At 67.6% G+C, this 12,450-nt stretch carries 13 protein-coding genes and 1 pseudogene; 3 read left to right on the top strand and 11 right to left on the bottom strand.

Going from position 1 to position 12,450, the window contains the following annotated elements:
• The first annotated feature begins 2 nt into the window (after positions 1–2).
• From Q0654_RS02165 to arsH, 3 genes are read left to right on the top strand one after another with little or no spacing between them, the layout of a single operon-like run.
• On the top strand, positions 3–1,235 hold the full coding sequence (locus Q0654_RS02165) for an MFS transporter (RefSeq protein ID WP_102080841.1): 1,233 nt from the start codon (positions 3–5) through the stop codon (positions 1,233–1,235).
• Positions 1,232–1,654 (top strand): arsenate reductase (glutaredoxin), encoded by a 423-nt coding sequence (arsC, locus tag Q0654_RS02160; RefSeq protein ID WP_298850013.1) that lies wholly within the window; start codon positions 1,232–1,234, stop codon positions 1,652–1,654. The genes Q0654_RS02165 and arsC overlap by 4 nt, the downstream gene beginning before the upstream one ends.
• Positions 1,647–2,369, top strand: a complete 723-nt coding sequence (gene arsH, locus Q0654_RS02155; RefSeq protein ID WP_298850011.1) for an arsenical resistance protein ArsH — start codon at positions 1,647–1,649, stop codon at positions 2,367–2,369. The genes arsC and arsH overlap by 8 nt, the downstream gene beginning before the upstream one ends.
• A gap of 510 nt (positions 2,370–2,879) precedes the next feature.
• Here the strand turns inward: arsH and Q0654_RS02150 are convergent.
• The 11 genes and pseudogenes from Q0654_RS02150 to Q0654_RS02100 form a co-directional block, all read right to left on the bottom strand.
• A complete protein-coding gene (locus Q0654_RS02150; protein ID WP_298850009.1) occupies positions 2,880–4,910 on the bottom strand; it encodes a DNA topoisomerase III in 2,031 nt (676 codons plus the stop codon).
• Between the two features lie 278 nt (positions 4,911–5,188).
• Positions 5,189–5,638, bottom strand: coding sequence for a single-stranded DNA-binding protein (locus Q0654_RS02145; RefSeq protein ID WP_298850007.1), 450 nt, complete (start codon positions 5,636–5,638; stop codon positions 5,189–5,191).
• Positions 5,635–6,183, bottom strand: coding sequence for a DUF3158 family protein (locus Q0654_RS02140; protein WP_298850005.1), 549 nt, complete (start codon positions 6,181–6,183; stop codon positions 5,635–5,637). The genes Q0654_RS02145 and Q0654_RS02140 overlap by 4 nt, the downstream gene beginning before the upstream one ends.
• Positions 6,180–6,953, bottom strand: coding sequence for a PFL_4669 family integrating conjugative element protein (locus Q0654_RS02135; protein WP_298850003.1), 774 nt, complete (start codon positions 6,951–6,953; stop codon positions 6,180–6,182). Before Q0654_RS02135 ends, Q0654_RS02140 begins: the two co-directional genes overlap by 4 nt.
• A gap of 229 nt (positions 6,954–7,182) precedes the next feature.
• A complete protein-coding gene (locus Q0654_RS02130) occupies positions 7,183–8,442 on the bottom strand; it encodes an STY4528 family pathogenicity island replication protein (RefSeq protein WP_298850001.1) in 1,260 nt (419 codons plus the stop codon).
• Between the two features lie 3 nt (positions 8,443–8,445).
• The gene (locus Q0654_RS02125) at positions 8,446–9,006 is read right to left on the bottom strand and encodes a DUF2857 domain-containing protein (RefSeq protein ID WP_012761390.1); all 561 of its coding nucleotides are present in this window, start codon (positions 9,004–9,006) and stop codon (positions 8,446–8,448) included.
• Positions 9,007–9,019: 13 nt separating this feature from the next.
• Positions 9,020–10,699, bottom strand: coding sequence for a ParB family protein (locus tag Q0654_RS02120; protein ID WP_012761389.1), 1,680 nt, complete (start codon positions 10,697–10,699; stop codon positions 9,020–9,022).
• Positions 10,692–10,949, bottom strand: a complete 258-nt coding sequence (locus Q0654_RS02115; RefSeq protein ID WP_012761388.1) for a hypothetical protein — start codon at positions 10,947–10,949, stop codon at positions 10,692–10,694. Before Q0654_RS02115 ends, Q0654_RS02120 begins: the two co-directional genes overlap by 8 nt.
• Positions 10,933–11,799, bottom strand: a complete 867-nt coding sequence (locus tag Q0654_RS02110) for a ParA family protein (protein WP_298849996.1) — start codon at positions 11,797–11,799, stop codon at positions 10,933–10,935. Before Q0654_RS02110 ends, Q0654_RS02115 begins: the two co-directional genes overlap by 17 nt.
• Positions 11,800–11,839: 40 nt before the next feature.
• The gene (locus Q0654_RS02105; protein ID WP_012761386.1) at positions 11,840–12,058 is read right to left on the bottom strand and encodes an AlpA family transcriptional regulator; all 219 of its coding nucleotides are present in this window, start codon (positions 12,056–12,058) and stop codon (positions 11,840–11,842) included.
• Positions 12,059–12,199: 141 nt separating this feature from the next.
• Positions 12,200–12,450: pseudogene (locus Q0654_RS02100) on the bottom strand (ATP-binding protein); the annotation flags it as partial.

Here is a 12,450-nt window from a genome sequence, read left to right as displayed (position 1 = left end):
TCATGGGCAACACGATTCTGCGCCCGCGTGGCTGGCTGATTCCCGCACTCGGCCTGACGCAGATCGTCGCGTGGGGGTCGATGTTCTACGCCTACGGCGTGCTGATGCAGCCGATGCAGGACAAACTCGGCCTGTCCAAGCCCGTCATCGTCGGTGCTTACTCGGTGGCGCTGCTGATCTCGGGGCTGCTGTCCACTTCGGCCGGCAGCATCATCGACCGTATCGGTGGACGCCTCCTGATGGGCGGCGGGGCATTGCTCGCAGCCGTCATGCTCGCCTGCCTGTCACGGGTACAAGGCGTGGTGGGGCTGTACCTCGTGTGGGCCGGCCTCGGCGTTGCCATGAGCGCAATCCTGTACCAGCCGGCATTCGCTGTCGTCACGCAGGTTTTCGGCAGTGACTACCGCCGGGCGATCACGCACCTGACACTGTTCGGCGGTTTCGCCAGCACGGTGTTCTGGCCGCTGACGCAGTTCCTGTTGCAGCACCTTGGCTGGCGCGAGACGTGGCTGATCTATGCCGCCGCGAACCTGCTGATCTGCCTTCCCATCCATGCCAGCTTGCCTAAGGCGAGCGCCGTCGCACACAGCGCAACACCGGCGCGCACGGACAGCCCATCCCGCAGCCTCGCGGCAGTCGTGCGCGAGCCGGTGTTCTATCTGGTCACGACGGCCATCACGCTCAATGCGCTGGTGTTCGCGGCAATGTCGCTGCACATGATTCCGATCTTGCAGACGCATGGCATCTCTGCGGCGCACGCGGCCTGGGTCGGTGCGCTGGTAGGGCCGATGCAGGTGCTCGGCCGCGTGCTCGAAACCACGGTCGGCAAACGGGCCAGCACGCGCCAGGTCGGCATGGCCGCGATCAGCTTGCTGCCGCTGTCGCTGCTCCTGCTATTCGGCTCCGGGCAATGGCTGCCGATGTATATGGTGTTCGCAGCGCTGTACGGCATCGGGAACGGCGTCATGACGATCGTGCGCGGCGCCTTACCCGCCGAGCTGTATGGACGCGCCGCCTACGGCGCCATCAGCGGCGCGATGGCGACGCCCGTGCAGATCGCCGTGGCCGCCGGCCCCTTTGTCGCCTCGCTGCTGTATGCCGCTGGCAACGGCTATCCCGGCACGCTGCTGGCCCTGGCCGGCATCAGTGCGGCAGGCGCGATCCTGTTCCGCTACGCGATCACGCACCTGCGTCAGCAGGCCGTTCTTCTCTCGAATCAAGGCACCTCGACATGAGCCAAATCACGATCTACCACAACCCCGCCTGCGGCACGTCGCGCAACGTGCTGGGCTTGATCCGCAACAGTGGCGAGGAACCGACCATCATCGAGTACCTGAAAACGCCGCCCGACCGCGACACGCTCCAGGCGCTGATCGCGGCGATGGGCGTTCCGGTGCGAGACGTGCTGCGCGAGAAAGGCACGCCCTATGCCGAACTCGACCTGGGCAACCCGAAGTGGAGCGACGACGACCTGATCGGCTTCATGCTCCAGCATCCCATCCTCATCAACCGGCCTATCGTGGTCACGCCGCTAGGCACGCGCCTGTGCCGGCCTTCGGAAGCCGTGCTCGACCTGCTGCCGCAGCCGCAGCGCGGCGCGTTCAGCAAGGAAGACGGCGAACCGGTGGTCGATCAGGATGGCCGCCGTGTCTGAATCCCGTCTCGACCTGCCGAACATCGACGCGGCGCTGTTCCAGCAATCGGACACCGAACACCTGTTCGCGCCGGCACGGGTCACGCACGCGCCGCGCTTCCTGCTGCTCTACGGCTCGCTGCGAGAACGCTCGTTCAGCCGCCTCGCCGCCGAAGAAGCGGCGCGCATCCTGCGGGCGCTGGGCGGCGAGACCCGATTGTTCAATCCGTCCGGCCTGCCGCTGGTGGACGATGCGCCAGCCGATCACCCCAAGGTGAAGGAACTGCACGAACTGGTGCAATGGGCCGAAGGCATGGTGTGGAGTTCGCCGGAGCGCCACGGCGCGATGACCGGCCTGATGAAGACGCAAATCGACTGGATTCCGCTGTCGGTCGGCGCGGTGCGCCCGACCCAGGGCAAGACGCTGGCAGTGATGCAGGTATCGGGCGGCTCGCAGTCCTTCAACGCCGTCAACCAGATGCGCGTGCTGGGCCGCTGGATGCGGATGCTGACCATCCCGAACCAGTCCTCGGTCGCCAAGGCATATCAGGAGTTCGACGAGGCCGGGCGCATGAAGCCCTCAGCCTACTATGACCGCGTGGTGGACGTGATGGAAGAACTGATGAAGTTCACGTTGCTGACCCGCGACGTGGCGCCGTACTTGGTGGATCGGTACAGCGAGCGCAAGGAAAGCGCCGAGGCGCTGTCGCAGCGAGTACGGCAAAGCGCGATTTGACACCGAGATGCTGGATCGAGGATAAGCCTGTAGACGGAACAAACGCCGAAGCCCCGCAAGGCTTCGGCTGAGAGGAATCAATCCACCTGTGGGCTGCAAGCAGGCCAGGCCGTCGTCAAAGCCATTCGCTGCGTCAGCAATCTCACCCGGCCCGTTTCGTGGCTAGGACCGGAATCCTCTCGCGTGCATCCACACACAAAGGGAGCCCGTTGTTCCGCCGGCGGGCACCGGCACCGAATACCGTCGACCGCAAGCGGTCTCCTGGCACCTCGCAGCCTTGCGGGCCAAGGCGTCAGGAGACCGCTCGCGGATGGACGCGAACACCTCGATCAGCGGAACCGCGTCGAGCGCGATTCGATGGAGCAATGACCTTCTCGCCCTGCGGCCGTCTCGGGCCAGCAGGACGCGCACACCGTTGCAGAAGGGAACGCGCGCTGGGGAGTCCCGCGCGGCGCGGGAGGTTTGCCCCGCCGTCGGCAGCAGCCGGCGTGGCAGAGGGAGACGTGGGCGTCAGTTCGCCTTGGGGCGCCGACGCTGCGTGCTGGATGTGCGGCCGGATGCGCCGCGCTTGCCTGCCGCAGCATCTTCGACCGGCAGCGTGCCCTTGCAGTCCGGGTAGCGGCTGCAAGACCAGAACGCGCCGCTCTTGCCGGTGCGCTGGCGCATCGGTGCGCCGCACTGTGGGCAGCTCGGCGCGGGCGGCAGCTTGAGGTCGAGCGTGGCGCCGCGGTACTGCTGCACGAGCTGGGCGACCCAGCTCGATTGCTTGGCGATGAAGGTGTCCAGCGTCATCTGGCCGGCCTCGATCATGTCCAGCGCCTGCTCCCATACCGCCGTCGTGCCGGGGTCGGCGATGGCCGCCGGCACGGCGTCGATCAACGTAAAAGCCGCATCCGATGCTCGGATGGCGCGGCCCTTCTTCAAGAGATAGCCGCGGGCCAGCAGCCCGCTGATGATGTTGGCGCGGGTGGCCTCGGTGCCGATGCCCGTGGTGTCCTTGAGCTTCTGCTTCAGGCGCGGGTCGGTCACGAGCTTGGCGACGCCCTTCATGGCTTTGACTAACTCCCCCTGCGTGTAGGGCTTGGGTGGCAGCGTCTTCAACGCCTTCAGTTCGACCTGGCCGACCTGGCAGGCTGCTCCAGCGCGCAGCGTCGGCAGCACCTGGCCGCGCTGTGCGTCCTCGCCGTCACCGTCCTCGGGCTCCGGCGCCGCCAGTACCTGGCGCCATCCAGCCACCGCGATCTGCTTGCCGACCGCCACCAGCGACTGCCCGCCGCACGCGAGCTGCGCCACCGTCCGGTCGAACTCGTGATGCGGCAGGAATTGCGCGAGGTAATGGGCGCGGATCAGCCTGTAGACAGCCAGCTCCTTCTCGCTCATCGCCGAGAGGTTGGCCGGCTCCAGCGTCGGAATGATGCCGTGGTGCGCCGTGACCTTGCCGTCGTTCCAGGCCCGCGAACGCTGCTGGCGATCCAGACGGTCGATCAGCGGCCGCAGGCTGGGATCGGTCTTGACCAGGCTGTCGAGGACGGCCGGCACCTCGGCCAGCATGCTTTCGGGCAGGTAGCCCGAATCCGAGCGCGGATAGGTCGTCGCCTTGTGCGTCTCGTACAGCGCCTGGGCAATGTCCAGCGTCTCCTGCACGTCGAGGCCCAACTGCTTGGAGCACACCTCCTGCAAGGTGCCGAGGTCGAACGGCAGCGGCGGGCCTTCGCGCACGCGCTCGGTCTCCACCGATAGCACCTGGGCGGCGCCGGCCGCGCGCAGCCGTTCCACGGCCTGCTGCGCCACCGCCTGCTGCAAGCAGCGGCCGGTGTCGTCGATGCTGCCCTGCGGTGGCATCCAGCTTGCGACAAAGGACTGGCCCGCATGCGACAGCGCCACCTCGATGGCCCAGAACGGCACGGAGACAAAGCGCGCGATCTCGCGATCACGGTCCACCACCAGCTTGAGCGTCGGCGTCTGCACCCGCCCGACCGACAGCACGCCGCTGTAGCCGGCCTGCCGGCCCAGCAGCGTGAACAGCCGGCTCAGGTTCATCCCGATCAGCCAGTCGGCACGCGATCGCGCGAGCGCGGAGAAGTACAGCGGCAGCGTTTCGGCCGAGGGCTTCAGCGCGCCCAGGGCCTTGCGGATGGACGCATCGTTGAGTGCCGACAGCCACAGCCGCTGGATCGGGCCACGGTAGCCGCACAGCTCGATGATCTCGCGGGCGATCATCTCGCCCTCTCGGTCGGCGTCGGTCGCGATCACCAGTTCGCCCGCTTTGGCGACGAGCTGCTGCACGACCTTGAACTGCGCCGCGGTCGCCGCCTTGGGCTCGACACGCCAGCGCTCGGGAAGAATGGGCAGTTGCTCGATGGCCCAGCGCTTGTACTGCTCGCCGTAGCCTTCGGGCGGAACCGCCTCGACCAGATGACCGATGCACCAGGTCACGACGACACCTGCACCGCTGTAGCAGCCGTTGCCGCGTTGGCCGGCGCCCAGCACACGGGCGATGTCCTTGCCCTGGGACGGCTTCTCGCACAGGAACACGCGCATGAAGCCTCCTTGGAAGTGTGCGGTTCATCGGATGGCCCCAGCTTGGCCGGGCCAGCGGATGACGGCAGCAAGGAAGCCGATCGGCGCAGACACCGCTTTGTGATCGGCAGGTGATGCGTTGCCGCAGCGGCATGCGCGAAGCCGCAACGGTTGGCGCAGCGGGAGCGTCGTTTCGGGAGGGCGGCTGGAACCCCGTGGATCACCCTGGCGCTATCCCCTGGGGATAGCTGGTGCATGGCGGGCGTCTGACGGTTGCTACAGCCGCCCCCTGCGGGGAATCAGCCCTTGGCCTTGGTTTCCTTCGGCGCCTTCGTCCCCTTGGTCTCCTTCGGCGGCGGTACTGCCGCCTCGGGTTCCGACGTCCTGGCGCTGAGGGTCACGGCCTGGATGCGGTACGGCAGGATGCCCACGCGGCGGGCCTCGATCTTGAAGGTCGTGCGCTCGTTATCGTCAGCGTCTTCCCACTCGTCCTTGACCGTGCGGCCCTCGACCAGCACCCGCATGCCCTTCTGGTACAGCGTCTGCCAGTGGTCCGCGTCGCGGTGCCACAGCTCCACCGGCGCCCAGAAGCCGCCGCGGTCCTCGTACTCGCCGTCCTTCCGCGGGATCGGGTTGTCGAAGTAGACGTTCAGGCGCAGCAGCCGGCGCGGCTCGTCGTTGCCATTGGGGAATTCGCGGTAGTCCGGCGCAGAACCGATGTTGCCCTCGCCGACGAAGTGCGTGCTCATGGTGACTCCTTGGTGGTGGGTGAAACGGACGCGGCATGCCCGTGGACGCGCCGCAGGAAAGCCGCTTCGGCCTGGGCGGCCTTGCTGGCGCACTCCTGGGCCTGGCGGCCCAGCGTGTGAAGGAGGCTGATCTGCATGTTCAGTGCGATGCGCTGCAGCTCCATCGCGTACAGGTCATCGATCAGCGAGGCCGGCGTCGCGGGGCGGTCGAGCAGCGTTTCCCACAAAGCCACGCCCATCGCGGAGCGGTCGTGGTTGCGCCAGCGCAGGAAGGTCGTCCCTGTGCCAGTGGTCTGCTGGGCCAGTTGCACGTCGAGCAGCGAGAAGGGGTAGGCCCGCGCCTGTTGCAGCACGCGCCGCTGCGCCAGGCCGATCAAGTCGTCGCGCAGCGCCGTGCACTGGTTGGCCCAGGCCTCCAGACTCCCCTTACCCTTAAAAGGCTGTAAAAGGCCTTTTAGGTAGGGACCGTGTTCCAGACGCTGGAAGTCCGCCTGTTCCAGCGGCAGGAAGCGCAGCGGTTGGCCAGTGGACGACGGTGCCGTCATGCCTTGGTGCCTTCGCTGCCATGGTCGTCGTCCGCCACGTCGGCTGCGCCAGCGCTGGGTGCGGCATCTGCGGCTACGCCAGGCTTGCTTGCCCGCCGCGCGATCGGTGGCGCAAAGCGCGAGCGGCGCGTGCCTTCGAGCACGTCCTGCGGCAGCTCGCCGAACTTCTCCAGCGCCGCCCGCGCCACCGCGTTCTTCGAGGCGAAGTCGTCGCGCGTCGCGCCGGAGTAGCGGTACTGCTGTGCCAGCGAGAACAGGCTGCGCAGCGCATGCGCGCCGTCGTTGAGCCAGCGTTCCAGCGTGCTGCGGTCGATCAGCGCGGTGTGGTGGGCGAGGATCAGCTTGCGCGCCAGGTCGTCGTAGTCGGCCAGCAGGTACACCGCCATGAAGCCGAGTTGCGCGTTGACGAACAGCGGCAGCTTCACCGGCTGCACGTTCATGTTCTCGCCCAGGGACAGCGCGGGCGGCACGTCAGCCAGCGCCTGATCCACCTGTTCGCGCAACGTCTGCAGGCTGGCTTTGGTCTGCGTGAGCTTGTCTTCGATGCGCAGCATCCACCAGTCCGAGTAGGGGTCGTCCTGCTCGGCGCCGCGCTTCATCTTGTTCATCACGCTGATGTAGCCGTTGAGGCCGATGATGCCGGGACGCCCCTCGGCCGGCGCGCGACCGTGCCAGATGCGCGATGCGTGGTGGGTGTGCAGCGTCAGCGACATCGCGCTGCGCAGCGATCCGAGATTCAACTGCAGGGGCTGCTGGGATTCGTTGGCCATGGTGACGACTCGCGGTAAGGGAACGAGCCGCCAGCATCGGTATCGCCCGGAAGGGCGTCAGTCAACAAACCGCAGCGGGTGCGCTCCCGGTTGTCGTTCGGGAAGGCCGCGTGTTCCGTCTATCCCCTGGGGATAGGTCCGCGCCGGGCTGCGACCATGCGATGCATGACAAAACCGAAGCCCATGGCTGGAAGGCTTCGTGTCCCAGCTATCCCCTGGGGATAGCTGTTCAGGAGTCGCCCAACGTCGAACGCAGTTTTGCCAGGTAAGCCCGCGCTGCCTCACGGCCGGGGCCATTCGGTGCGGGTGGTGGCGATGCAGAAGGAGCCGGTGCGGGTGGCCGTGGCGGCGGCGCAGGCGTCGTCGATGGCGAACCGCCTTCGCCGGCCCAGGCTTTGAACTCGCCACGGATCGCCTTCTGGATGATGCCGAACAGGTAGCCGGCCGGGTTGCGCACCGCGCTGATGCGGCAGCGCGCATCCCATTCGTCCAGCACTGCCTGCCGCAGCGACTCGTCCACCTGCTGCAAGGCCACCATCGCACCGCTCTGCTGCTCGTCCTTCAAGCGCAGCAGGCGCTCGGGCAGGCGCAGGTGCTGCAACGCCTTCGCGCGCGGTACTGTACGTACTTGATTTATACGATCCATACGTACAGTACGGTCCTCCTTCGGATTCCGAAGTGAGCCGTCTGGCGCGGGTTTCAGCCCTGCTTCGGAATCCGAAGACGGGCCATCGAGATTCCGAAGCAGGCCGTCCTGGCCTTCTTCGGATTCGTGATCCACAGGCGCTTGTGGATAACTCGCATCCGCCCATTCGTTGCGGGCCATGCGCTGTGCCAGCACCTGCAGCCGCGTGGGCAGCGTGCGGCCGTTGAGCATCGGGTCTTCGGCGATCTCGCGCAGCGTGTTCATGCCGACGATCTGAACTGCCTTGGCAGCATGGGTCAGCGCCTGGCTGACCAAGCCCAGGTAGTCGGGGTCGAGCTGCATCGCCTCGAAGGGCGTCAGCGGTTCGTCGTGCAGGACATAGAGGTTGCCGAGGATGCGGCCGGTCTTCGGATCGCGACGCCGCCGCACCAGGCTCAGCCAGCGCGTCAGCCGCAGCAGCGTCAAGGCGCGCGCCACGGTCTCGTGCGAGGCTTGCGCCGCACAGGGCATGGACGCCAGATAGGGGCGGAGTTGGTCGTAGGTGGGAAAGGCCGTCACGCCGTCGTCGTTGAGCTGCAGGCGGAACACCTGCCAGGCATTGCGCTCCAGCGGCGTCAGGCGTCGGTCGAGGAACAGCGCGCGCGGCACGCTCTCATGCCGGTTGCCGCTGTAGAGGAAGCCGTCGCTGGCCGGCGCGGCCGGCGCCGCAGGAGCAGCGCCGCGCTGCGCAGGCGGTGCCGGTGGTGCCGGTGGTGCCGGTGGCACCAGTTCCCGCAGCGCGTCGTCGAACAGTGCCGACAGCGCCACGGGGCCATCGCGCCGGGGTGCGCCGCCGGTCGCCATGGCCTACACCAGCCCCTGGTCGATCCAGTTGCGTATCGCCGACCAGATCACCGACATCGGCAGGTTTAAGGTCTCGGCCAGGTCCATGGTCAGCGCCAGCATCGCCACCTCGTCGTCCAGCGCGATGCCGCGCTCCGTGACGCCGGCCTTCCACTGCTTCCACAGGGCGGTGTCTTGTGCTTCATCCAGCACCGGATGCCGCCCCTTGCGCTTGGGCAGGCCGAGGATGTCGCGCCGCAACGCGACCTCCTGGTGCGTCAAGCCGTAGAAGCGGCTGACCATCTCCGTGCTGGCGCCCAGGCGCAGCATGCGGTCGACCGTGGCAATCTCGCGCTCCACGTCGTGCACCTGACTCAGCAATCGTTTGAGCACTTCGCGGTTCACCGACACCGAGCACCACGAGACGGTGGCATTGACCAGCATGCTCACGAGTTCGGGATGCTTCAGCGCATCGAGTTCTTCCTCGCCGAAGCCCATGGCCTTGCAGCGTCGCAGTTGCCCGTTGCGCAGGTCGTGCAGCGCCTGCGCGATCACGGCCTGGTTGAGCGGGTGCGGTGCGGACATGGCTGGTCTCCGCTCAGGCGCCATGGCCGGGCGCGGCGCTGGCGCCCGCACCGGATTCCAGATCCACAAGCCGCCGTGCCAGGCGCAGCAGCCGAAACAGCTTTACCAGCCCGGCATCGCTCAGGCGCGGATAGGCGCCTGAGCCGTACAGCAAGGGCGCCAGATCATCGGCGAGCCGGGCGCGGTCGAGCCCGGCTGCGACACGGGCGGCGCACAGCGCCTGCAGCAGCGTCAGCACGGCCCGCGCGAACGGTGGCATCGCGCGCGCTGCCGGCGGCGCGACGCAGGCAAAGCCGATGCCGCCGTCGCTGGACTCGACCTGCTCGGCCACGCCGGCCTCTTCGGCGATCTCGCGCGCGAACTGCGCAATGTGCACGCGCAGCCGATCCGGCACGTCCAGGCCGGGCTCGATGTACCAGACGTCCGAGATTGGATAGAGCCCGCCTGCCTGTACGGGAATGGCGCGCAGCGCGTCGACATCGAAGTCGGGCAGCTTGTCGCCCATCTGGTCGGCGACCATGCGCTGTATGGATTGCAGGCGCTCGGTGGTCGGTGCAGGGGAGACGATGTGGCCTTGCAGGCGCTCGTCGCGTTGCCCGTCCTGATGCATACCTTCGGTGCCGACGGCGGGTACAACCAGACCGACGCCCGACGATGTGGAAGGAGAAGGTGCTGCTGGCTGCACTGACGGAGCCGGCGTCGATGGCGGCGACGAAGACCGCTGCGGCTCGGGCGCAGGTGCGGTCGGCGCCGCAGGTCGTGCCGCTGGCGGCGCTGGATCACTGGTCAGCGCGCGCTGTCGGCTCTCCGTGTCGTCGATCTCCAGGGCCAGCGTGTCGTAGTCCGCTTCCAGCAGTTCGACCATCTGGCCGACCAGCTCGTCCTGCACGCGCTGCGGCGAGAAGTTGTCGGGCTGCGCGTCGAACTGCGCGAGCACGTCCTGGAACAGCGTGGCGAAGTCCACCAACAGACTGCGGCCCAGCGCACGGCGTTCCCAAGTGCGTTCGCAGGCCTTGCGCAACACCGCCAGCCGTTCGACCTGGTGCCGGCCGAGCCCGCCGTACAGCAAGTTCGGAATCGCCGGCAGCAGGTAGTGAACCGCGTCCTGCATGCGGCTGATGTGCGACTGCGGCAGCGGAAAGCCATCGGCCGTGAGCCGGCGTGCCAGCTCGCTCTGCGACAGTGGCTGGCCGCTGTCCCGTCCCATTTCCTGCTCGTAGAACTCGCGCGCCTTCTCCACACCCAGGGCTCTCTCAATGAAGCTCAAGCCCCCGCGCAGCTCGTTCTCGGCCAGGTGGCCGGTCAGCATCACTACCTCGCCGCGCTGCGGCCAGGGACGGAACAGGCAGGGGATGCGGAAGAAGCGTTCGTCCTTCGTCTCGCTCCACAACTCGCGCAAGATCGCCAGGCGCGTGTTGCCGCCGTTGCGGATGATGTAGTGCAGCTCGCCGGGCCGGCGCGTGATCGCGGGTGACGCATCCAGCCCGCGCTCGCGGATGGAGGCCTTGATGTCTTCGTAGGCCGGGTTGCGCGTCACGCGCGGGTCGTGGTCATACGGGCGCAACTGGTCCAGCGTCACCACCATCGGCGTGTCGGCGATCGGGTCGGTCAAGGCTGCGGCCGAAGGGCCGCTGCGCTCGAAGCCCGAGGCCAGCAGCTTGGCGGCCATGTCATCCGGCGTCATGTCAGCCATGGCCGCGCTCCTGCGGCGATGCCTCGGCTACCTGCGCCTGGCGGTCGGCGCGGCGAAGCTGCGCAAGGGCATTGCGCTCCGCACGGTGGTCGCTCGCCGTCGAGCTGGTGTAGATCGGCGCGCAGCCCAGCTTCGTGAACAGAAGGTGTCCGCCTCGGGTGCGCACCACCTTCCAGCCCTCACCCAGGGCGAACTCGATCAGCGCTCGCAGCCGCTTGTGGCCGCGCGCCAGTTCATGCGCGCTGGCCATGGCCGGCCCCTCCCGCGTTCCCTCGGCCGGTGACGAGCGCGAAGCGCTCTTTCCACTCGGGGAACAGCTCGCCAGCGAGGGCGCGCATGGTGTCCAGCGCAGCCGGTGCCGAGCGGCCCGCCGGCTGGCGGTACTCCACCCGATGCACCGGCAGGCCGCGCGTCGCCGCACGTGGATACGCCTCGATCGCCGGCACGTCGGTATCCAGCACACGCACGCCGACGTGACCCTGGAACACCTGTCGCAATGCCTGCTGGATCAGCCGCGCGTTCGATGACACCGGATGCACGCGGTTGATGAGCAGGTGCAGCGGTGGCGGCTCGATGCCCAGATGACGGTACGGTGCGATGTCCTCGATGAGCTGCAAGGTGCCGCGGCGCAGCTCGCGGGCCGCGAGGATTTCCGGCGTCACCGGGGACAGCGCCAGGTCCGAGGCCAGCACCGCCATTTCCAGCAGGACGCTGCGCGCGCCCTGGGTGTCGATCAGCAGCAGGTCGTAGCGCGGCGCCAGCGTCGGCAGCAGGTGGCGCAGCCGCAATCTGCCGTCCGGTGCGTGCAACAGCAGCGTGTTCAGCTCGCCCCGGTCGTCGTTCGACAGCACCAGGTCCAAGCCGACGATGGCGGTGCGCGACACCAGTTGCTCGGCGCGCTGCTCGTTGTACGCCAGCATCTCGTAGATGCCGGCCGGCGCGCGTTCGGCCAGCGTGAAGTAGCTCGACAGCGTGGGCTGCACGTCCAGGTCCAGCAGCAGCACGCGCAGCCCGGCATCGGCGATGAAGCCGCCCAGGTTGGCCGCCGTCGTGGTCTTGCCCACGCCGCCCTTGGTCGAAATGATGGACACCACCTGCATGGGCTTCTCCCGGTTGAATGGCATGTACCGAGGAAAAGCGTCAGGCGCGCTCGTTGAGGCGATCGGCAATCCACTGCTCGACCTCCATCGAGTCCCAGCCCACGGCGCGCACGCCCAGGCGCAGCGCCTTGGGAAACTTGCCTTCCTTCATCAGGCTGTAGATATGCGCGCGCTTGAAGCCGGTCTTGGCCTCGACTTCGGCGCGGCGCAGGATGCGATGCTCGGTCTGCGCGGCCGGCGCGGTGATCTGCGAAGACATGAGAGACACTCCTTGACGCTCACTGGCGCTGTTCGGAAAGTGCCTCGTATTCAATACACCGCGGTCGTCGAAATCACTGCAATTGCAGAAGCCGCGACTGCAATTGCAGTGCACAGCATCGGCATCATGCTGGCCGCGTCGTCAGCGCGACGTCTCCAGGTGGCGCCGCGCCTGCGCGAGCTTGCTCCACAGCGTCCGCTCGCTGAGACCCGGCCGCCCTTCGTGGTGTGCGAGCAGCGCGCTGACCACGGCATCCATGCTGCGGAACGACGAATAGGCCGCGCCTGACGGCGAATTGCCCAGCAGCAGCGTCAGCAGCCCACCGATGATGTTGAGGTAAGTCGTCTCGCTGCGCAGGCCAAGCTCGCGCGACTGTTCGTCGTCGGTCGCGC

Source organism: uncultured Aquimonas sp. (assembly GCF_937888285.1).
GTDB lineage: Bacteria > Pseudomonadota > Gammaproteobacteria > Xanthomonadales > Xanthomonadaceae > Aquimonas.
Note: the sequence above shows the minus strand (reverse complement) of the source record. Positions and strands in the feature narration are given on the sequence as shown.